Genomic DNA, 19,125 nt, shown 5'->3' with positions numbered 1-19,125 from the left:
ATGGACCTGACTCTTATCGGCACCGTCACCGCGAATCTCAAGCCGCCCATCATGATCGGACCCGGCCCCTACGGCGTGCGGATGTTCGTCGAGATCCTCGACGGCGTCCTCGAGGGCGCGCCCGGGGTGGCCGCCGTCGAGGCCATCACCGGCAAGGTGCTCTCCGGTGGCGGCGATTGGGCGCTGATCGGCGCCGACGGCTACGTGCGGTTGGACGTCCGGGTGCAGTTCCAGACTTCCGACGGCGCCGCCATCTACGCGTCGTTCCCCGGCCTGATCGAGATGAACGACAAGGTGCAGCGCGCGTTCACCGAGGGCACCGGGACGGAATTCGACGATCAGTACTTCCGGGTGACCCCGCAATTGGAGACCGGCGATTCGGCGCTGTCCTGGGTCAATCACACGGCCTTTCTCGGCGCGGGGCGCTTCATCGACGGATTCGGGTTGCAGTACAACATGTACCGGGTGGGCTGACCGATCGTGACAGCAGTGAGGGCAGACGCGGTCGTGGTCGAGGACCTCGTCGTCGACCGCGGTCGCAGACCGGTTCTGAAAGGCCTGTCGTTCACCGTGCCCGCGGGCACGGTGACCGGGCTGCTCGGGCCGAGCGGTTGCGGGAAGACCACGCTGATCAGGTCGGTGGTCGGCGTGCAGCACATCGAATCCGGTTCCGTCACGGTGCTCGGTGAGCCGAGCGGGAGCGCCGTGCTGCGCGCCAAGATCGGCTACGTGACCCAATCGCCCTCGGTGTACTGCGATCTCACCGTCAGGCAGAACGTGCGCTATTTCGGCGCCGTGTACGGCGTGCCGCGCCGGGCCGTGGACGAGACCATCGAGAACGTCGGATTGTCCTCCCACGCAAACCAATTGGTCGATCAGCTGTCCGGGGGGCAACAGGCCAGGGTGTCGCTGGCGTGCGCGCTGGTCGCCGAGCCCGAGGTGCTGGTGCTCGACGAGCCGACCGTCGGATTGGACCCGGTGCTGCGGCGCGATCTGTGGGAACATTTCCGCGCACTCGCCGCGGCGGGCACGACACTGCTGGTCTCCAGCCACGTGATGGACGAGGCCGACCGGTGCGATCGACTGCTGCTGATGCGAGAGGGCAGACTGCTCGCCGATCAGACTCCCGACGAACTGCGCGCGGCGACCAGCACCACGAACCTGGAAGAAGCGTTCCTGGAGTTGGTGCTCGCCACCGAGCGCGCGACGGACCCCGACGCCGCCGCGCTGGCCTCGACCTCGACGGACCCCACGGCACAGGAGGCCTGACCCATGTCGCTGCGACTCACCGGCTGGACGGCGTTGCGGGTGCTCAACCAGTTGCGTCACGATCGACGCACCATCGCGCTGATCCTGGTGGTGCCGAGTGTGTTGTTGACACTGCTGCGCTTCGTCTTCGACGATCGGCCCGACATCTTCGACCAGGTCGGCCTGCTGCTGCTCGGGATCTTCCCGTTCGTGTCGATGTTCCTGATCACCAGCGTGGCGATGCTGCGCGAACGCACCACCGGCACGCTCGAGCGATTGCTGAGCATGCCGATGAACAAGCTGGATCTGCTGCTCGGTTACGGCATCGCGTTCGCCGCGGTCGCCATGGTTCAGGCCACCGTCGCGGCCACCGTGGCCTACCGGTTGCTCGGATTGCAGACCCAGGGGCGAATGTCGGTGGTGCTGCTGATCGTCGTGTCGACGGCGGTACTCGGTTCCTCGACCGGGCTGTTCACCAGCGCGTTCGCCCGCACCGAATTCCAGGCCCTGCAATTCGCGCCCTCGGTGATCATCCCGCAACTGCTGCTGTGCGGACTGATCTGGCCGAGGGAGGAGATGGCAGGGGTGTTGCAGGCGGCGAGCAATGTGGTGCCGCTGCGCTACGCGGCCGAGGCGCTCGGTGAGGTCGGCACCTATCCGCTGCCGACGAATCTGCTCTGGCGCGATCTCGCCATCGTGCTGGCGTTCGGTTTCACGCTTCTCGCGCTCGGCGCGGTCACGCTGCGTCGCCGATCCCATTGACCCGCACCACGATCCGACGAGGTAGTTCGATGGTCACCGCACTCAGCATCGCGCGGCGCTTGGTCCCCGCGCCGAAGATGAACGACATGAAGTTCGTGACCCGTGGATTCCCGGTGTCGGCGAACGAGGTGAGCAGGCGGTACGAAGGTGTGTCGCGGGCCGTGCTGGAGGGTTTCGAGTACGGGGCCGACATCGCCGACCCGGACGAGGTCGCCCGCAGACTGGAATGGGTCGACCCGTTCTATCGCAGCCTGGCCTACGAAGGCGCGATCGCCGCCATGACCTTGCGAGATCTGCTCTCGCCGCGCCGGACCGGCTACGCCGAGAATTTCGTTCGAGGACACGGTGAACCGCATTCGCTGATGGCCTACGTCGGATTCGGACTGGTCATGTCGAGGGTGCCGCGATTCACCTGGCAGCGGTTCCTCCCTCGGTTCGACTCCAATCCGCTGGTCGGCTACCTGAGCTGGCTCGCGGTCGACGGTTACGCGTTCGACCGCGCGTTCTTCGATCCGCAGACCTGGATCATCGAGCGCAGGCGCGCGCCGCGTCGACGGTGGGAGGGTGCGCCGGAATACTTTCCCCGTGCTTTCGACCAGGGCATCGGCCGGGCGATGTCGTTCTATCACGGTGGCGATTTCGAGGCGATCGCCTCGACGGCCAACACCTTCGAGGACGACCGGCGCGGCGATGTGTGGAGCGGTGTCGGGGCGGCGGCGGCCTACCTGGGCGGACCTTCGCACGCCGAACTGGAGAAGCTGATCCAGGCGGCCGGTGCGTACGCGCCCGACCTCGCCGTCGGCGCGGTGATGGCGGTCAAGGCCCGCGACTACGCCGGGTACGTGCCGGACAACACCGACCTCGCGGCGCGCGTCGTCTGCGGGGGCACGGTCGCCGAGATCTCCGCGCTGGCCGACGCCGCCGCCGAGCCACCGGACGAACCGGCGGATATGCCCGACTACGAACTCTGGCGCACCCGCATCCGGGCGCGCTTCGCCGATGTCACGGTGAGGCAGGGATGAACGCCGAATCCACCCGGCTCGCGGGTGAGCAGCGGGTCCACCATGATCGGCCCGCCGCGGATTTCGTCGTCGATCGGCCGCCGCTGGAGACCTTCGGCGTCCGCGAGGCGATCCGAGTCATCACCATCGGTCTCGTGCTCGGCGCGATGATCGCGCGCAGACTGTGCGGGTGGTTCGTGTCGGGTCTGCGGCGCGGCGTCGAACGGCCGACCCGGCGCGAAGTGCTCGCCCACGGGGTCGTCGACGGATTCGAACGGCTCGGCCCGATGTTCGTCAAACTCGGACAGTTGATCGCGTCGTCTTCCGGAGCGTTCCCACGCGAACTGTCCGACGCGTGTCTGCGCTGCCTCGATGACGTGCGTCCCTTTCCCGCGAGCCGGGCGCGACGCATCGTCGAAGCGGATCTCGGGCGACCGATCACCGAGGTGTTCCTCGAATTCGACGACACCCCGCTGTCGGCCGCCTCGGTCGCGCAGGTGCACGCGTGCGTACTCGCCGACGGCCGTGACGCCGTGGTCAAGGTGCAGCGCCCCGGGATCGCTCGCCGGATGATCATCGATCTGCGTTCCGCGCTCGTGCTGGCCAGACTGCTGGAGAAACGCTCCGAACCCGCCAGGATCGCCAATGCCGTCGGCGTGGTGCGCGACCTCTACGAGGTGACGGTCACCGAGTTGAACTTCCTCGTCGAAGCGCGGAACCAGAGCCGTATCCGGGAGAATCTCGGCGCGTTCGGGGACAACACCGAAGTCGTCGTCCCCGAGGTCTACTGGGAATTCTGCGGTCCGAAGACGATCTGCATGCAGCGGTTGCGCGGCGTGCCGCTGGATCGCTTCGACGTCGTCGGCGCGGCACACGCCGACTCGGAGATGCTGATCCGGCGACTGGTGAAGGTCTGGTTGGAGGGTGTCACCGTGCACGGGCTGTTCCACGGCGACGTGCACGCGGGAAATCTGTGGCTGCTCGACGACGGCAAGTTGGCGATGCTCGACTTCGGCATCGTCGGGACCATGACCCCGCAGTGGCGCGGAATGGTGCGCGCCATGTTCTACGCCAGCGCCTTCGACGGCGACTTCACCCCCGTCGCGTCCGCACTGCGCGAACTGAACCTGTTCGCCGAGCAGAGCACCGACGACTCCGCGATCGGCAGACAGTTGGCCATCGTGCTCGGGCCCATCCTGTCCGGTGAACTCGCGCGCCTCGACCTCAAGATGATCACCTCCGCGCTGCTCGATTTCGGCAAGCGGCGCGGAGTCGCGGGCCCCGAACAGCTCATCCTGATGGGCAAACAGCTCGGCTACTTCGAGCGATACGCCATCGCTCTCGCCCCCGGCTGGCAGTTGGGCAACGACCTGTACCTGCTGCGCAACGTCTTCCCGACCGAAGTTGCCGCCCGGGTCGAGCAGCACGGTATTCAGCTGCCGGACAACTGATCTCGATTCTGCGACGAAGTGTGCGCTACCGTGCCGCAGACTCGATATCTCGGGTCAGCGTTCGAGAGGGTGGGGAGGGGTCGGTGGATTCGAAGCCGAAGATAACGGGGTGGACATGGGCGGTTTCCGCGGGAACGTTGCTGCTCATCGGTCGGTCGGTGAGCGGGTTCGAGGTTCTCGCCGTCGGTTCCGCTGCCGCGATAGTCGTGCACGTGATCGGCTACCTGATAGTGCGCGACCAACTGGAACTGCTCGACGAGAAACCCGACGGAATGCTGTTCCTGCCGAAATTGATCGTCTTCCCGCTCGTCACCCTCGCGATCGCCGTCGTCACGCCGTCGATCACCGCTTGGCGTAGTCGGCGAAACCTTGCCAGTCGATCATGACGCAGGGTTCGTCGCCGACGATCCAGGCGTCGTGTCCCGGTGGGGCGATCATGAAATCGCCGGGGCCGTATTCCTGTTTCTCGCCGTCGTCCATGACCACCACCATGTGTCCGGAGACGCAGTAGCCGATATGGGAGGACTGGCAGCTGTCGGTCTGGGCGATCGGCTTGACGTGCGTCGACCATCGCCAGCCCGGTTCGAAAACCGCTCGGCCCACCGCGCCCGCTTCGAGGTTGACGAGGTCGAGTTTGCCTTTGCCGTCCTCGAACGTGCGGGTTTCCTCGGGTGCGTCGAAATTCTTGCGTACCAAAGCAGACATGATTCTTCTCCTGGGAGTGCCGTCCCCCGTTTCGGATCTGATCCGCGTCGTTGTGGACCGAATGCGGTCGCTGTTCGCGCCGTCGGCTTCCGAGCCTCTGAATCGGCGTAATCGGGCTGTCTGCCCGTGACGGTGCTGTCGGGAACCGTGCCGTCGAACAGTTCTGTGATGCGCATCACATGATACTCAGTGGCGGTTGCGACCGGCAAGATCGTCGGCCGGGCCGGGAATTCAGTTGTTGTCGGGCCCGTGGAAGCCGTTGCTTCCGCCGACCCGGACCGCGGCGTAGTACGCGGTGACCTCGGTCATGCATTGGGACAGCGGTTCCAACCGGTAGGCCTCGACGCAGGACTCGGTCATATCCGCTCGGAACCAGTCGTCGCACTGGAGCCTGCTCACCCAATAGGTCGGCTCGCCGTCGCGGGGGAATCCCTCGTAGCAGCCGTCGTGGTGTTTGCACGCGTGATTGAAGGCTGGCTCCTGGGGAATGTTCAGCGGCATCGAACACGCCAGTTCGTCGGAAGGGTGCGCTTTCCACGCGTGCGGTCCATCGTTCGACGGAAGCGCGCTCCCCCCGGTCGTGTGCGCCGCGGCGTGCGCCGTCGGCAGCAAACAGGTCAGCATCGCGGCCGGAATCACCAGCAGTCCCACACGCCTCATCGGTCCTCGCCTTCGCGCCCGGGTGGTCGACATCGATATCGAGGGCCACATCCGAGTGACCGATCCTATCCCCGTGATCTTCACCGATCGCTGTCCGGCCGATCGTGTCCCCGGTGCGCCCGGACCCTGGCCTCCGCGTACGCGGCGAGGGTCGATTCGCCGACGGACGCGCTCGTCGTGGTGACCACCATGAGTCGGGTGCTGCCCTGCTGTCGGCGATGGCGCGGTGGACGACGCCGACCGGGTCGTTCGCCGCGCATTTCGACCCGCATTCGATCCGGAACAGCGACGGATCATCGGCGGCACGCCGGGTATCGGCCGAATTCCGCCGTGCGGGAATGGATTACGACCGACGCCGCCATCGTGTATCGGCCCGAGGCCGGCGAACCCTGTCCTTTCCGGCCGTCTATCCGGGTGCCGACGACACCGCGGGCCCCGGCTACACGGGTCAACCCGCCGTCGCCTCGTACTACGACTGGCGACCATCCGAATAGCGCTGTCGCATCAGCATCCTCAATGTCGGGACGAGCGGTCCGCGCCGACCGATTCGTATTCCACGACCTCCCGCGCCGCGCGTTCACCCGAGCGGACCGCACCGTCGACCCACCCGCACATCACGGCGGAACTCTCGGTGCCCGCCCAGTGGATACGACCGCACGGGGGCCGCAGCGCGTGGCCGAACTGCGTGAGCACCCCGGTCGGCGCGTGACTGAGCATTCCGCCGCCGGAGAAGCGTTCGGCACTCCAATCCTGTTCGATGTAATCGACAGGCAGCCGGGCCTTTTCGCCGAACCGCTCGACGAGCCCGTCGAGTATCGCCGTTCTGCGCTGGGGCGCGTCGAGACTTCCCAGCCGACGTGCGACGGGCCCCTCGGTGATGACGCACATGATTCCCGGGTTCGCGGTGTCGGTGCAGGCGTCGATGGTGATGGTCGCCGGCGCGCCGGGCGCGGCCGACTGTCCCGACAGCCCGGCGGCGCGCCAGAACGGTTCGTCGTAGACGACGGCGGTCTTGATGATCGCGCCGCTCGGCATCCGCTGATGCAGGAAGGACCGGTCGGTCGGGAGCATCGGGTCGTAACGGATCTGGCTGGCGATGGCCAGGGGGACCGCCACGATCACGCGGCGGGCGCGGACGATCGAATCGTCGGAGCGCACCGTCACACCGTCGTCGTCCTGGCTGATCCGGCGCACGGGCTGCGACAGCCGGATGGACGCGCCGAGTTCGGCGGCCATCGGCCCGGAGATCGCGCCCATGCCACCGACCGGCCGGGAGTCCTGGGCGCAGCCGCCGACGCCGAGCACGAAATTCGGGCCACCGCCCGAGGCCATCTGATACAGCACGAAGAGCAGCGAGACCTCGGAGGCAGCGCTGGTGTAGCAGCCCGCGATCGCGGTGTCGAGCAGTTCGTGAGCGGGTGCGGAGGCGATATTGCTGTCGAGCCACTGCGCGAGGCTGACGCGATCCCACTCCTCGGCACTGTTCGCCGTCCACGGCGTTTCGAGCGGAATCGATTTGCACATGTAGCCGAGCTCGAACAAGGCCGCGCCGAGGTTCATCGCCGCCCAGGTACTCATCGTCCACGGGACCGTGCCCCGGTAGCGGTGCTGTTTGCCGTCGACCAGCATCATGGCCTCGCCGTCGGTGTACTGCTTATAGCTCGGTACGCCGAATTCGCTCATCAGGGCCTGGATACGGTCCTGTCCCGGCCCGACCCACGCGCCGCCGCGGTCGATCCAGGATCCGTCGGGACGCGTTTCGGTGAAGGTGCGCCCGCCCACCCGGTCGCGGGCTTCCAGCAATGTCACGGACCGGCCCGCCTGTGCGAGCCGCAAGGCCGCTGTCAATCCGGCGAACCCCCCACCGACTACGCAATAGTCGACGTCTGTCATGGTGCGCCGCCCTCGATGTCGAAGTGTCGCGCCGGGCTGACATGCGGCCGGGCGCGTGATGTGCGGCGGCCCTGTCGGCAGGGTGCCGCGATTCGCCTTCGATCAGGCTGGAGCGTCGAAATACCCGGCAATTCTATAGCAATTCGCGAGTGACGTCAGGCGCGCAGAGCGTCGAGCACCAGTTCGGAATAGCGCCGCCACTGGGCCGGATCGCGGATGTCGAGGTCGAGCAGCACCCGGGCGTAGCCGCCGACGAGGACGTGGATGTCCAGGACGGTGACATCGGGACGTAGCGCGCCCTGTCGCTGCGCGGCGGCGATCATCCTGGCGAAATGGTGCGAGGCCTGGTCGCGGTCACTCGGTCGCTGGGTGTGGGGCAGCGTTTCGGCGAAGGAGCGATCGGCGGCCAGTTTGTCGGACAGGTCGCGCAGGAGGACGCGCAGTGCGGCGAACGCGTCATCGGTGGCGGCGGCACGCTCGATGCGCTCGTTCATCCAGGTGAGGTGGTGATTCGCGACGGCGGCGATCAGATCGGTCTTGGTGGGGTAGCTGCGATAGACGGTGGCCTTGCCGACCCCGGCCCGGGCGGCGACTTCGGGCACCGTGGCCTCCAGGCCCCGCTCGGCGAACACGGCGAGCGCGGCCGCGGTGACCTGCTCGTGGTTGCGGCGGGCATCGGCCCTTCGATCGGACCAATCCTGCTGTTCGTGCGGGTGCGCTGGAGGCATGTGATCAGTGTGTCGTGCCCGCCGGGGACGCAACATCCCGGTCGACGGCCGGGGTATCGGTGTCGTCGGCGACCGGGGCGCGTCGGGCACGCGGGATCAGCACCGCGGCGACGGCGGCGACGGTGACGCCCGCGGACGCGATCCAGAACGCCTGGCTGTAGGCGTGGTCGGTCGGGACGCGCTGCCCCGCCGTCATGCTGGCCGCGAGCAGGGTGGTGACGATCTGCGAGCCCAGCGAGGAGCCGACCGAGCGGATCAGATTGTTCACGCCGTTGCCCTGGCCGAGCATGTCCTGCGGAACGGCTTCCATGATGAGGTTCGGCACCGCGGCCATACCCATGCCGATACCGCCGAGCACCACCATCGACCAGATCAGTACCGAGGTCTGGGTGCCGTGTGCCACGGCGAGGGCCGCGAGGCCGCCCGCCGCGATCAGCGCGCCGCCGGTCAGCGGGACCTTCGGGCCGAGGAAGGTGGTCAGTCGTCCGGACAGGCCGCCCGCGACCAGCATCGTCAGGCAGGCGGGCAGCAGGAGCAGGCCCGCGCCGGTGGCGTTCATGCCGAAGCCGTAGCCGACGGCCTCCGGGGTCTGGGCGAGTTGCGGAATGAGCATGAACGCGCCGAACATGCCGAAGCCGAACAGCAGGGTGGTGATGTTGGTGCCGAGGACGGCGGGGCGGCCCAGGACGCGCATATCCACCAGCGGATCGGTCGTGCGGCGCTCGACGAAGACGAAGACGACCAGCACGATCAGTCCGAAGGTGATGAGGCCGAGTGTGCGTTCGTCACCCCAGCCCCAGGTCGAGGTGCGGGTCAGCGCGAACAACGGTGCGACGAGGCCGACGGCGAGCAGGGCGACGCCGCCGAAGTCCAGACGTGCTCGCGCGCCGCCGATGTCGGAGGGCAGTCGGAGCGCGCCGAACGCGGCGATGACGGCCATCACGGCGCCGATCCAGAAGATCCAATGCCAGGACGCGTGGTCGAGCAGGAGTCCGCCCATCAGCAGGCCCGCGCCCGCGCCGATACCGGCGATGGCGGCGACGAGGCCGAGGGCGACCGGTCGGCGGTCGGGGTCGAACCAGTCGCCGATGAGTCCGAGGCACAGCGGAATGATGCCGCCGCCCGCGCCCTGGAGCACGCGCGCCGCCACCAGGATCCAGATGTTGGGTGCGAGCGCGGCGGCCACGCTGCCCAGGGCGAACAGCGCGAGCACGATGACCAGCATGCGGCGTTTGCCGTACATGTCGCCGAGGCGGCCGAGGACCGGCGTCAGCACCGCCGCCGCGAGCAGATAGCCGCTCATCACCCAGGACACATCGGTGACCGAGGCGTTCAGGGATTCGGCCAGTGCTCCCATCCCGGGAACGACCGCGGTCTGAGCAATCGAGAACGCGGCGGTCGCGAGCACCAGCACCGGCATGCTCGCGGCGCCCGACGCCTGCTTGATCTTGTTCATCGGTCTCCACCTATTTCGCAGACACATGGAAGTGGACCCTCAGGTCCGCTTATGCGCCCTACGATAAGTGGACTCTGGGGTCCACTTCAAGCGAAGGTGGTTACCGCGGTAGTGACCGACGTCGACGGCTCAGCGGCCGAAGGTGCGGGCGGTGGCCAGGGTGGTGAGGCGGTTGTCGTTGCCGGTGTCGCGCAGTTCCACCCGGCCGAGGCCCTCGTGTAGGCGGGCCGAGGCGATGATCGGGCCGACCCTGGCGCCGAGGAGGTAGCGCAGGCCCAGGAAGCTGAGGGTGTCGCCGGGGGCGAGGGAGAGCACGGCTTCCTCGGCGGCCAGGGCGATGAGTCCGCCGTTGATCGTGTCGGAGGCGTTCAATGCCTCGATCGAATGCGGCAGCACAACCTTTCCGGGGCTGAGGCGTTCGCAGCGGGCCCGCTCGGCCAGCGGCACGGGGAGCCGGTCCGGGGTGGGCGGGAGTTCGATGGTCAGTGTCGGCGGCAGTTGGACGTCCGGGTTCGGGGCGACCATGAAGGAGGCCGCCCCGACGGCGATCGGCGCGGCGTCGATGCTGAATTCGAATTCGGCGACGAAGACCGAGCGGCCGACCTTGACGACCTTGCCGACGGCGTGCACCGTGCCCGCGCTGGGCGCGGGGCGGTACAGGTTGACGTCGAGTTCGAGCGTCACCGGGACGCGCGGGCCCATCACCAGCGAGGCCAGCAGACCCGCGACGATATCGGCCCAGGTCGCCAGCACCGAGGTGCGGAGGATGTCGGTGCCGGGCACGTGCATCTCGGGGGTGATCTCCGCGGTGCCGTGGAGTTCCTCGCCCGCGCGCCGGGTCACGCATGCCAGTTCGCGGATGATCTGTCCGCGTTGCCTGTCCAGGCTGCTCGGCACGCTCGTCACGGTGTCTCCTCTTGGTCGGGCGCGCACGCGGGGGGCGACCTGTGTGACCGCATGCTGCGATAATGACATTCTCTCTATTGAGAACCTACGTTCCAAAGTTGGCACTACCTAACTCGCTTCGGGTCGATTCGGCCGGGTGACGGCGAACACAAGAAATTTCGCCAGGAGTGTCGATCCGGCGCCTCTCCCGTTCGACCCAGGTATGAGAGGGTCCGAAAGGGATCCGGACAACCAGGGAGAGAACCATGAAATTCATGCTGGTGATGCGCGCGACCGACGAAGGCTACGCTCGGATGGCGAATATGGACTTCAACGAGATGCTCGAGACGATGGGCCGGTTCAACGACGAACTGATCCGTGCTGGAGTGCTCGTCGCGGCCGAGGGGCTCGATGATCCCGCCGAGGGCGTGGTCGTGGACTACTCCTCGGAGACGCCGGTGGTGACCGACGGCCCCTACGGCGAGGCCAAGGAGTTGTTCGGGGGGTTCTACATCCTCGAGGTGGCATCCAAGGAAGAGGCCGTCGAATGGGCCAAGCGCATTCCGGGTGCCGGTGCCGGTTACAAGACCGAGATCCGCCGCGTGCCGTCGATCGATGAATTTCCGCAGGACAACATCTGGATCCAGAAAGAGCGGGCCTGGCGCGAGGCCACCGGCCAACTCTGAGCGCAGGTCCGGGGATGGGTGAGCCGCCCGGCCGCGAGGCGGTCGCCGCCGTGTGGCGGATCGAATCGGCGCGGATCGTCGGTGCGCTGGCCCGCTACACCGGCGATTTCGCACTGGCCGAGGACCTCGCGCAGGAGGCGCTGGCGGAGGCGCTGGTGACCTGGCCGCGCGAGGGGACGCCGCGCAATCCCTCGGGCTGGCTGCTCACCGTCGGCCGTCGCCGCGCGATCGACACCTTCCGTCGCCGTTCCGCGCTCGATGACAGATACGCCGCCCTCGCCCGTGATCTGGGCGAGGGCGGCGTCCTCGCGGGCAGCGACCCCGTGCCGCCGGACCGGTCCGGCGACGAGGTGCTGTGGGATCCGGACCAGATCGACGACGACGTCCTCGCCCTGATGTTCATCTCCTGCCATCCCGTGCTCTCGCGCGAGGCGCGGGTGGCGCTCACCCTGCGCGTGGTCGGCGGCCTGACCAGCGACGAGATCGCCAAGGCGTTCCTGGTCCCCACCGCGACCGTGCAGGCCAGGATCACCAGGGCGAAGAAAACGCTCGGGGCCGCGCGGGTGCCGTTCGAAGTGCCCGATGCCGAGGAGCGCGCCACTCGGCTCGGTTCGGTGCTCAGCGTGGTCTATCTGATCTTCACCGAGGGTTCGTCAGCCAGTTCCGGCGGCACGCTGATCAGGTTCGATCTGGCGGGCGAGGCGCAGCGCCTCGCCCGCGTGCTCGCTCGGTTGATGCCGAACGAACCTGAGGCGCAGGCACTGTCGGCGCTGCTGGAACTGACCGCGGCGCGCTTCCCCGCGCGCACCGGGCCCGACGGCGAACCGGTGCTGCTCGAACAGCAGGACCGCCGCCGCTGGGATCGGGCCGCCATCGCCAGGGGCAGGGCCGCACTCGTCCGCGCCGAGAAGGTCGGCAGGGGATTGGGCGCGTACGGCCTGCAAGCCGCGATCGCCGAATGTCACGCGGTGGCCGATTCGGTGGGTGACACGAACTGGGAGCGGATCGTCCTGCTCTACGAGGCGCTGGGACGGCTCGCGCCGTCACCGGTGGTCGATCTGAACCGTGCGGTGGCGGTCTCGATGGCCCGGGGTCCGGGCGCGGGGCTGTCGATCGTGGACGAACTCGTCACGGGCGGGACGTTGTCGCAGTCGCATCTGCTGCCCAGCGTTCGCGGGGAGTTGCTCACCCGGCTCGGTCGAGTCGACGAGGCCCGGGTCGAATTCGAGCGCGCGGTCGAATTGTGTGGGAACGAGCGTGAGCGGGTGGTCTTGCGGCGCAAACTCGCCGACCTCGGATGAGCGGGTCGGGGCGGCCGCAGCGCGCGGGGGATCAGTCGGCGGCGTCGTCGTCGCGATCGGCGCTCGCCGTGCCCGACACCCGGATCACCCCGGCGTCGAGGTCGAGTTCGACACGGGGCCGATGCAGCTCGCCGTCGCCGGACCGGCTGCTCTCGTCGGTCAGCTTCTTACCCGGCAACATCTCTCCGAAAACACCCACTACGCCACGATAGCGCGCGCGGCCACCGGCCCGAGGTATCCGGAACCGGTCGATCAGGCCTGGACGGCGGGAATCACGGGACCACTTCGACCACGTCGCCCGGGGACAGGTGGTTGTAGGTCGCTTCGGCGCCTTCGGGCGTCATCCTGATGCACCCGTGTGACTTGTGTTCGACAGGCCCGATATGGGTGGCGATATCACCGTTGAAGAACACCGCGAAATGCATGGGCGCGTGGTGCATGGTGCTCCAGTGGTAGAGCCGTTTGAACGCGACGCGGAAGACGCCGGGCGGCGTCTCGTATCCGGGCATTCCGTGCGAGATCGGGCTCGGGCCGTAGACGACCCGGCCCTCCTCCATCAGCCACGCTTCGTTGGTCGCCAGCCGCAGGCAGGCACGCGCGCTCGTGCCGCACGGCGCGACGGTGGGGATCAGCGCGGGCATTCCAGGGACGTTCGGACCGCCCGGCCACAGCGGGTCGGCCTGCGCGGGTATCGCCATCGTCAGCCCGGCCGCCGCGACGGTCGCGGCGAGTACGCGTCCGGCGGTGCGCCGGCGGGAACGAGGTGTGCTCATAGCATTCGACCTCCCTGTTCGCGGCCCGTGCCCGCGCGGTTCACTGCCGCTGTCTGATGCTGAACCAGCCCTCCATGAAGGCGTGGTAGCGGCAGTAGAACGGGTGCGAGCCGATTTCGACGGGCGCCTTGAATGTGATGGTCTGTCCGGCTTCGACCTGTTTGTCGAAGAGTCCGGGGCGTCTGCTGGTGACGCTGTGCCTGACCTGGTCGTGGTTGACCACGGTGACGACCGCGCCGGGAGTGATCGTGGGCAGATCGCTGTAGGTGAGATCGTCGATGGTGATGGTGACGGCGGGATTCGGCGCGGGCTCCGGCGGCGGAAGCGCGATCGGCGTGTCGTCGGAGGAATCGCACGCGGTGATCAGGGCCAGCACGGCGATTCCGCTCATCGCGCACCCGAATACCGAACGAACTCCGGCTCGGCGAAAAGGTAGTGGCACGACGGCCTCCTGGCGCGCGCTCCGATCCTGGAATCCCATGATAAATCCGCGACGGAATATATTCGGTCGAATTATGGGGGATATTTCATAAACTCCGCCACTGAAAGCGAGGCGCACGGAAATGGCCGTGGCACAAGACTCCACGGCCGTTTCGTTACCGGATCGACGTCATTCGACGACTTCGACGATATCGCCGGGGGACAGGTGGTTGTAGGTTCTCTCGGCGCCTTCCGGCGTCATTCTGATGCAACCGTGCGACTGTTCTTCGATCGGGCCGATGTGGGTCGCGATATCGCCGTTGAAGAAGACCGCCCACTTCATCGGGGCATTGTGCATCGTGCTCCAGTGATCGGCCTTCTTGAAGGCCACGTGGAATCTGCCGGGGGGTGTCTCGAAACCCGGCCTGCCGTGGGAGATCGGGGTCGGGCCGTAGGTCACCTTCCCGTCTTCCATCAGCCAGCCCTCGTTGGTGGACAGGCGCAGGCAGAAGCGTGTGTCGGCCGAACACGGCGCGTAGACCGGCGCCGGTGGGAGCGGCGGGACGATCGCCGGTACGCCCGGGATGTCCGGTCCGCCCGGCCACAGCGGTTCGGCCTGCGCCGTCGCGGTGAGAGTGAATCCGGCCGCCGCGATACCGGCGACCGCGACGAATTTCGCGGCCCGTGCACGTAGATTTTTGATGCTCATTTTCAACCCCTTTTCCCGCTGACCTTGTGTCGCTTTGCGAGGGCGATGCGTCTACTACATCGCCGAGTGCAGAGGATCGTCTCCGGAAAATCGACGATCGGGTGCGTATCCAAGTCGGGACAATTAGTTTCGCATCGTGTGTGGGATTTTATCCGTTGAAAGTGTCCGCCCAATTGATTTCCGAAGAAACGAGTCGTCGACCCGGAATTCTCGATTCTCGCCCGGAACGGGCGCGGTGCCGGTATGGTTGCCGCACTGAGTTCGAGGAGGTTTCCGATGCAACGTCGCATCTCGGTACACGCGCTGTGGCGCCACATCCGCCGCGGACTGCTCCTGTACGGCGCGAGCGTCGGCGGCTCGATGTACTGCTATCAGGAGTCGGTACGCGAAGAGGCCGAGGCCAAGGCGTGGGATTGGTCGATCCCGAACCAGTGGTACGACATGGCCCACCGGGACTGAGTTCCCGGCTCCACCGGCCCGTTCGCGGACTCGATCCGGCCGTCAGCGTTGCCGCACGGTGGTTTCGCGGCACAGCACGTACGAGCGGGGCCCGGTGTCCGGCAGTTCGACCTCGGCGACGAGTTCGTAGCCGGCGGTGTCGACCACGACGTGCACCCCGCCGGATTTCCAGCAGACCTGCGTCGCGGCCAGGCGAAACCCTTTGCCCATCTGCTCACCTCGCGTGTCCGGATCCGGATGCAGCCACTGCGGCAGGGGGTCGTCGCCCAGTCCGTCGGCCAGAACGACGACGATCTGGTCGATTTCCGATTTCCGCGCTTCGCGGACCTCATAGGTGTGGACACCGGGCGGCATCTGTTCTCCTTCGCTACGGCCGAACGACTGTGGAATCACAGACGTTTCATTGTCCGGTCGACGACGTCGTAGCGCTTCCCGCGACCCGGATTCATTCCGTTCACGGCATCGGGCGATAAACCGGCCCACCGCTTGTCTTTTGCCGCGATCGCCGCAGACTTCCCCGGTACGCGCCGTCGTCGCGGACCGGTGTAGGCGGCGTGCGGAGATCCGCTCCGGGATCGTGTACGTTTCGCTCACCGTCCACGATTGCCCGAGGAGCAGGTCGGCCCGGTGTTCGCCTGTGCCCGTGGGCGGCGCGTTTCCCGGTCGAATCGGGGGAGACCCCCGAACCTTCGCCCAGGTAAGTGGGGGGTTCGAAACGCGTAACCGGTGATCGTTCCAGCTCGATGTCGCAGTTGACCAGCTCGACCGGCGGAGGACGTTGTGAATCATGTGGTGAGACTGGCGGTGCCGCTCTTCACGGCCCTGCTGATACTGGGCGGGGTCGCGGGGGTCGCGGGGGTCGCCACGGGCGCCCCGGACGGATTGAAGTATTGCGAGGTCAGCTCGGGCCGGGTTCCCGAGACCGCCTCGCCCGACGAGGTCGGCATCGATTCGGCGGCGCTGACGGCGGCCGTGGCCTTCGCCTCGGATCCGACACGCAGGAATGTGCAGATATACCGCAACAACTGTCTCATCGCGACGGGGCCGCACAACGCCGAAACCGGTGGTGAGCCCTGGAATATGTGGAGCGTGACCAAGAGCGTGGTCGCCATGGTCGCGGGCATCGCGGTCGATCAGGGAAGGCTCGGGCTCGACGATCCGATCGGGAACCACCTGCCCGTCGGGCTCGGCGACCGGGCGCACCGGGAGATCACGGTGCGCAGTCTGCTCACCGAATCCTCCGGGATGCAGGTGGCGGTCGCGTCGGAGGGCGTCACCGGACTCGCGCAACTCGATCCGAACGTGGTCGCCCAGGCCATGGCCATGCCGATCGAACATCCGCAGGGCACCGTCTGGCAGTACAGCCAGCGCGCCGTCGACCTGCTCGCCTACGTGGTCCAGCAGGCGGTCGGCGAGGATTTCCAGGCCTTCGCGCAGCGGAACCTGTTCTCCCCCCTGGGGATCGAGCAGACCGACTATCACTGGGGAAGGGACCGCAGCGGCAACACCTACGGCTATGCCCACCTGCTCCTGCCGCCCGACGATTTCGTCAAACTCGGGCTGCTCGTCCTCGGCAAGGGCACGTGGGGCGACCGGCAGGTCATCTCGGCTGAATACCTCATCCAGGCCACGACGCCGACGGTGCCCAATCCGTGCTACGGATTCCTCTTCGTGGTCAACGGACCAGGCTGTGAACCGCTGTTCCCCGGCCTGCCCGCCGACGCGGTGCAGATGTCGGGCATGCTGCGCCAGGACGTCTTCATCGTGCCGAGTCTCGGCCTGGTGATCAGCTGGACGGGTGTCACCGTGCCCGGCGGCTCCGTCAGCTTCCCGCACGACGTCCTGCGCACCACGGCGGCGGCCTTCCGCGAGCCGCGCCTGGCCGACCCGGGCCCGTATATTCCGCGCGAGGACATCAGCGTCATGGATCCGTCGATCTCGAATCCGACGGCCACCCTCGCGGCCTTCGGCATCGGTCCCTCCGCCTACCCGGGATGCGGCCCGGTGACCTGTCTGGGCAAACCGCTCGGATCACCGATCGCCGACTGGCCGCCCGGCTGCTTCATCCTCGGCTGTGTCGGCACCGACCCGGAGACGCCGGGAATCCACTAGTCGGTCGACGGACCCGGCCACCCGGACGTTCCGTTCACATGTCGCCGACGAGTTTCCCGAGAATGGCGGGAAGGCGCTTGAGGACAGTGCGCTCCTGATCGGTCAACTCCACCTGTGCGGCCCGCGCTATCCATGCCGCTCGACTCGTTCGTTCGTCGTCGAGTCGAGCGCCGCCCTCGGTCGACAGGGCCACGATGACGCGCCTCTTGTCGCCGGTATCCGCCGCGAGGTCCACCAATCCCTGGTCCGCCAGCAGCCGCACCGTTCGAGCCATCGTCTGGTGGCGCACGCGTTCGCGCTCCGCCAGTGCCACGATCGCCGATGGTCCATCTCTGCGCAGATGACCCAGTACCGCGGCTTGCCCCGCCGGCATCGTGTCGACGCTTCTGACGTGGCGCACGAACCTTCCGACGACGAGACGGAGTTGCTCGGCGTCGGCCACGGAGTAGTCGTCATCCTTCACTGGACAAACTATACAGCAAGGCTGTATATCCGGACTTTTCAGGAGGACCCCGACAGTGAGCTACCACCCCTACGCGCTGACTTTTCCGGCCACCGAATTCGTATTGCGCAGTGACGATTTCGAGAACGGAGGCCCGCTCCCGACGGCCTGCTACAACACCGACGCAGGTACCGATCGATCTCCCGCGCTGGCCTGGTCGGGCTTGCCCGACGGAACCCGCAGCTTGGTCATCACCGCCTTCGGCGCCGACGCGCCGATCCCGGGCGGACTCTGGCATTGGGCGGTCAAGGACGTGGCCCGGGCGGGGGCTGCCGACGCGTTATTCACCCCGGCGGGCCTTCGCACGTCGCTTGCCTTCGTGCATGGCCTGGACCCGAGCCACCGGAATCGTGTGACCCTCCTCGATCAGGTCGAGCGGAAGCCGCTGTGGTGCGGGCGATTCCGATTGCCACGGATCGGAATCGCCGAGCAGGTCCGGCACGGTTCTCACGGTGAAATCGGCCGGTGTCACATCGTCGAGGTCGGCCCAGCGCAGCGGGAACGAGACGGTGACACCGGGACGGATGCGTGGGCTGTAGGCCGCGGCCACGGTGGCGCCGCCCGAGCGCGTGGCGTCGAGGAAGACTTTGCCGTGGCGGTCTTCGCGGATGAACGCGGTGGTGCCGATCGCCGGATCGATCCGCTCTGCTCGCGCCGCCACCGCACGTGTGGCGGCGGCAGCGTCCTCGACAGCGATTCCGGGTACTACCGGCACGAAGACGTGTAATCCCTTGGAGCCGCTCGTCTTCACCGCCCCCGTCAGTCCGTCGGCGGCCAGTGCTCGCTGGATGAGCCGAGCGCCCGCGACCGCGTCGGCGAAGGTCTGTCCCGGTGAGGGATCGAGGTCGAGCACGAGGTGTGTGGGTTCGGGTGCGGATTCGGCGAGGAACAGGGTCGGGTGGAATTCCACCGCTCGCTGGTTACCGAACCAGATCAGCGTCCGCAGGTCGTCACAGAGCGCGTAGGTGATCTCCCGCCGGGAACTCTCCGCCCACACGGTCGTCCGCGGCACCCACTCCGGGGTGTACTTCGGGAGATTCTTCTGTGTGAACGGCGCCTGTCCCGGCCGCACCCGCACCACCGACAACGGACGGCCCCGCACCACCCGCAGCAACCGTTCCCCGGCGAACTCCAGATAGTCGAGAAGATCCCGTTTGGTCGCCTCGGCCCCGTCGAACAACGGCTGGTCGAGATTGGACAGTTCGACCTCGTGACGCCGTTCGGCTCCTGCCATCGCTCCACCATCCCCCGCTACCGCGCGGCAGTCAATCACGCGCCGATACGCGGGTTCGCCGCGTGCTCGATCAGGGCGCGGCGCTGCTCGGCCATGATCGCCGACGCGCGCGAAGGCCACACCATCCCGGCCGGCCGGGT

General features: G+C 67.4%; 24 protein-coding genes and 1 pseudogene. 12 read left to right on the top strand and 13 right to left on the bottom strand.

Annotated features, from left to right (window positions below):
• The 6 genes from OG225_RS26125 (at position 1) to OG225_RS26100 (ending at position 4,848) form a co-directional block, all read left to right on the top strand.
• On the top strand, positions 1-474 hold the full coding sequence (locus OG225_RS26125) for a DUF3237 domain-containing protein (RefSeq protein WP_216912685.1): 474 nt from the start codon (positions 1-3) through the stop codon (positions 472-474).
• Positions 475-489: 15 nt separating this feature from the next.
• The gene (locus tag OG225_RS26120; RefSeq protein ID WP_405177688.1) at positions 490-1,269 is read left to right on the top strand and encodes an ABC transporter ATP-binding protein; all 780 of its coding nucleotides are present in this window, start codon (positions 490-492) and stop codon (positions 1,267-1,269) included.
• Positions 1,270-1,272: 3 nt separating this feature from the next.
• Positions 1,273-2,010, top strand: a complete 738-nt coding sequence (locus OG225_RS26115) for an ABC transporter permease (RefSeq protein WP_109528222.1) — start codon at positions 1,273-1,275, stop codon at positions 2,008-2,010.
• A 29-nt stretch (positions 2,011-2,039) separates the two neighbouring features.
• Positions 2,040-3,032, top strand: a complete 993-nt coding sequence (locus tag OG225_RS26110) for a DUF1702 family protein (protein ID WP_405177687.1) — start codon at positions 2,040-2,042, stop codon at positions 3,030-3,032.
• A complete protein-coding gene (locus OG225_RS26105; protein WP_405177686.1) occupies positions 3,029-4,462 on the top strand; it encodes an ABC1 kinase family protein in 1,434 nt (477 codons plus the stop codon). The genes OG225_RS26110 and OG225_RS26105 overlap by 4 nt, the downstream gene beginning before the upstream one ends.
• Positions 4,463-4,545: 83 nt before the next feature.
• A complete protein-coding gene (locus OG225_RS26100; RefSeq protein ID WP_405177685.1) occupies positions 4,546-4,848 on the top strand; it encodes a hypothetical protein in 303 nt (100 codons plus the stop codon).
• On the opposite strand, the gene OG225_RS26095 is transcribed toward OG225_RS26100, so the two are convergent.
• A complete protein-coding gene (locus OG225_RS26095; protein ID WP_109528219.1) occupies positions 4,805-5,167 on the bottom strand; it encodes a cupin domain-containing protein in 363 nt (120 codons plus the stop codon). The two genes, OG225_RS26100 and OG225_RS26095, sit on opposite strands and share 44 nt — an antisense overlap.
• A gap of 231 nt (positions 5,168-5,398) precedes the next feature.
• Positions 5,399-5,827: a phospholipase A2 gene (locus OG225_RS26090; RefSeq protein WP_405177684.1), complete on the bottom strand. Its 429-nt coding sequence runs from the start codon at positions 5,825-5,827 to the stop codon at positions 5,399-5,401.
• A gap of 113 nt (positions 5,828-5,940) precedes the next feature.
• Here OG225_RS26090 and OG225_RS26085 point away from each other — a divergent pair, with 113 nt between their 5' ends.
• The gene (locus tag OG225_RS26085; RefSeq protein WP_405177683.1) at positions 5,941-6,321 is read left to right on the top strand and encodes a hypothetical protein; all 381 of its coding nucleotides are present in this window, start codon (positions 5,941-5,943) and stop codon (positions 6,319-6,321) included.
• A 19-nt stretch (positions 6,322-6,340) separates the two neighbouring features.
• Here OG225_RS26085 and OG225_RS26080 read toward each other — a convergent pair whose 3' ends face one another.
• The 4 genes from OG225_RS26080 to OG225_RS26065 form a co-directional block, all read right to left on the bottom strand.
• Entirely contained in the window at positions 6,341-7,720 is a 1,380-nt protein-coding gene (locus OG225_RS26080) for a flavin monoamine oxidase family protein (protein ID WP_405177682.1), read from the bottom strand.
• A 155-nt stretch (positions 7,721-7,875) separates the two neighbouring features.
• Positions 7,876-8,448 carry a TetR/AcrR family transcriptional regulator gene (locus OG225_RS26075; protein WP_405177681.1) on the bottom strand — a complete coding sequence of 191 codons (573 nt, stop codon included), beginning with the start codon at positions 8,446-8,448 and terminating at the stop codon, positions 7,876-7,878.
• 4 nt (positions 8,449-8,452) lie between these two features.
• Complete coding sequence (locus tag OG225_RS26070; RefSeq protein ID WP_405177680.1) at positions 8,453-9,904, bottom strand: MFS transporter; 1,452 nt, start codon at positions 9,902-9,904, stop codon at positions 8,453-8,455.
• 129 nt (positions 9,905-10,033) lie between these two features.
• The gene (locus OG225_RS26065) at positions 10,034-10,810 is read right to left on the bottom strand and encodes a hotdog domain-containing protein (protein ID WP_405177679.1); all 777 of its coding nucleotides are present in this window, start codon (positions 10,808-10,810) and stop codon (positions 10,034-10,036) included.
• A gap of 245 nt (positions 10,811-11,055) precedes the next feature.
• On the opposite strand from OG225_RS26065, the gene OG225_RS26060 reads away from it, so the two are divergent.
• Both OG225_RS26060 and OG225_RS26055 read left to right on the top strand, forming a co-directional pair.
• Positions 11,056-11,475 carry a YciI family protein gene (locus OG225_RS26060; protein WP_405177678.1) on the top strand — a complete coding sequence of 140 codons (420 nt, stop codon included), beginning with the start codon at positions 11,056-11,058 and terminating at the stop codon, positions 11,473-11,475.
• 14 nt (positions 11,476-11,489) lie between these two features.
• On the top strand, positions 11,490-12,776 hold the full coding sequence (locus OG225_RS26055) for an RNA polymerase sigma factor (protein WP_405177677.1): 1,287 nt from the start codon (positions 11,490-11,492) through the stop codon (positions 12,774-12,776).
• A gap of 31 nt (positions 12,777-12,807) precedes the next feature.
• On the opposite strand, the gene OG225_RS26050 is transcribed toward OG225_RS26055, so the two are convergent.
• The 4 genes from OG225_RS26050 to OG225_RS26035 form a co-directional block, all read right to left on the bottom strand.
• The gene (locus OG225_RS26050) at positions 12,808-12,975 is read right to left on the bottom strand and encodes a hypothetical protein (protein WP_405177676.1); all 168 of its coding nucleotides are present in this window, start codon (positions 12,973-12,975) and stop codon (positions 12,808-12,810) included.
• A gap of 73 nt (positions 12,976-13,048) precedes the next feature.
• The gene (locus OG225_RS26045; RefSeq protein ID WP_405177675.1) at positions 13,049-13,549 is read right to left on the bottom strand and encodes a L,D-transpeptidase; all 501 of its coding nucleotides are present in this window, start codon (positions 13,547-13,549) and stop codon (positions 13,049-13,051) included.
• 40 nt (positions 13,550-13,589) lie between these two features.
• On the bottom strand, positions 13,590-13,940 hold the full coding sequence (locus OG225_RS26040) for a cupredoxin domain-containing protein (RefSeq protein ID WP_405177674.1): 351 nt from the start codon (positions 13,938-13,940) through the stop codon (positions 13,590-13,592).
• 219 nt (positions 13,941-14,159) lie between these two features.
• Positions 14,160-14,678: a L,D-transpeptidase gene (locus OG225_RS26035; RefSeq protein ID WP_405177673.1), complete on the bottom strand. Its 519-nt coding sequence runs from the start codon at positions 14,676-14,678 to the stop codon at positions 14,160-14,162.
• 276 nt (positions 14,679-14,954) lie between these two features.
• Between OG225_RS26035 and OG225_RS26030 the strand changes: the two genes are divergently transcribed.
• Positions 14,955-15,137: a hypothetical protein gene (locus OG225_RS26030; RefSeq protein ID WP_109528206.1), complete on the top strand. Its 183-nt coding sequence runs from the start codon at positions 14,955-14,957 to the stop codon at positions 15,135-15,137.
• A 42-nt stretch (positions 15,138-15,179) separates the two neighbouring features.
• Here OG225_RS26030 and OG225_RS26025 read toward each other — a convergent pair whose 3' ends face one another.
• Positions 15,180-15,491, bottom strand: a complete 312-nt coding sequence (locus OG225_RS26025) for a hypothetical protein (RefSeq protein ID WP_405177672.1) — start codon at positions 15,489-15,491, stop codon at positions 15,180-15,182.
• A gap of 426 nt (positions 15,492-15,917) precedes the next feature.
• Between OG225_RS26025 and OG225_RS26020 the strand changes: the two genes are divergently transcribed.
• Positions 15,918-17,249: a serine hydrolase domain-containing protein gene (locus OG225_RS26020; RefSeq protein WP_405177671.1), complete on the top strand. Its 1,332-nt coding sequence runs from the start codon at positions 15,918-15,920 to the stop codon at positions 17,247-17,249.
• A gap of 34 nt (positions 17,250-17,283) precedes the next feature.
• On the opposite strand, the gene OG225_RS26015 is transcribed toward OG225_RS26020, so the two are convergent.
• The gene (locus OG225_RS26015) at positions 17,284-17,712 is read right to left on the bottom strand and encodes a MarR family winged helix-turn-helix transcriptional regulator (protein ID WP_405177670.1); all 429 of its coding nucleotides are present in this window, start codon (positions 17,710-17,712) and stop codon (positions 17,284-17,286) included.
• 55 nt (positions 17,713-17,767) lie between these two features.
• Between OG225_RS26015 and OG225_RS26010 the strand changes: the two are divergent.
• A pseudogene (locus OG225_RS26010) lies at positions 17,768-17,998 on the top strand (YbhB/YbcL family Raf kinase inhibitor-like protein); the annotation flags it as partial.
• Between the two features lie 33 nt (positions 17,999-18,031).
• On the opposite strand, the gene OG225_RS26005 reads toward OG225_RS26010, so the two are convergent.
• Positions 18,032-18,985 (bottom strand): DNA polymerase domain-containing protein, encoded by a 954-nt coding sequence (locus OG225_RS26005; RefSeq protein ID WP_405177669.1) that lies wholly within the window; start codon positions 18,983-18,985, stop codon positions 18,032-18,034.
• Positions 18,986-19,125 lie beyond the last annotated feature (140 nt).

This window comes from Nocardia sp. NBC_01377 (genome assembly GCF_045040005.1).
GTDB classification, from domain to species: Bacteria; Actinomycetota; Actinomycetes; order Mycobacteriales; family Mycobacteriaceae; genus Nocardia; species Nocardia noduli.
Note: the sequence above shows the minus strand (reverse complement) of the source record. Positions and strands in the feature narration are given on the sequence as shown.

Coding starts and splice junctions, on each gene's coding strand:
- OG225_RS26125 (WP_216912685.1), top strand. CDS start 1: ATGGACCTGACTCTTATCGGCACCGTCACCGCGAATCTCAAGCCGCCC.
- OG225_RS26115 (WP_109528222.1), top strand. CDS start 1,273: ATGTCGCTGCGACTCACCGGCTGGACGGCGTTGCGGGTGCTCAACCAG.
- OG225_RS26110 (WP_405177687.1), top strand. CDS start 2,040: ATGGTCACCGCACTCAGCATCGCGCGGCGCTTGGTCCCCGCGCCGAAG.
- OG225_RS26105 (WP_405177686.1), top strand. CDS start 3,029: ATGAACGCCGAATCCACCCGGCTCGCGGGTGAGCAGCGGGTCCACCAT.
- OG225_RS26095 (WP_109528219.1), bottom strand. CDS start 5,167: ATGTCTGCTTTGGTACGCAAGAATTTCGACGCACCCGAGGAAACCCGC.
- OG225_RS26090 (WP_405177684.1), bottom strand. CDS start 5,827: ATGAGGCGTGTGGGACTGCTGGTGATTCCGGCCGCGATGCTGACCTGT.
- OG225_RS26080 (WP_405177682.1), bottom strand. CDS start 7,720: ATGACAGACGTCGACTATTGCGTAGTCGGTGGGGGGTTCGCCGGATTG.
- OG225_RS26075 (WP_405177681.1), bottom strand. CDS start 8,448: ATGCCTCCAGCGCACCCGCACGAACAGCAGGATTGGTCCGATCGAAGG.
- OG225_RS26070 (WP_405177680.1), bottom strand. CDS start 9,904: ATGAACAAGATCAAGCAGGCGTCGGGCGCCGCGAGCATGCCGGTGCTG.
- OG225_RS26060 (WP_405177678.1), top strand. CDS start 11,056: ATGAAATTCATGCTGGTGATGCGCGCGACCGACGAAGGCTACGCTCGG.
- OG225_RS26055 (WP_405177677.1), top strand. CDS start 11,490: ATGGGTGAGCCGCCCGGCCGCGAGGCGGTCGCCGCCGTGTGGCGGATC.
- OG225_RS26045 (WP_405177675.1), bottom strand. CDS start 13,549: ATGAGCACACCTCGTTCCCGCCGGCGCACCGCCGGACGCGTACTCGCC.
- OG225_RS26040 (WP_405177674.1), bottom strand. CDS start 13,940: ATGAGCGGAATCGCCGTGCTGGCCCTGATCACCGCGTGCGATTCCTCC.
- OG225_RS26035 (WP_405177673.1), bottom strand. CDS start 14,678: ATGAGCATCAAAAATCTACGTGCACGGGCCGCGAAATTCGTCGCGGTC.
- OG225_RS26030 (WP_109528206.1), top strand. CDS start 14,955: ATGCAACGTCGCATCTCGGTACACGCGCTGTGGCGCCACATCCGCCGC.
- OG225_RS26025 (WP_405177672.1), bottom strand. CDS start 15,491: ATGCCGCCCGGTGTCCACACCTATGAGGTCCGCGAAGCGCGGAAATCG.
- OG225_RS26005 (WP_405177669.1), bottom strand. CDS start 18,985: ATGGCAGGAGCCGAACGGCGTCACGAGGTCGAACTGTCCAATCTCGAC.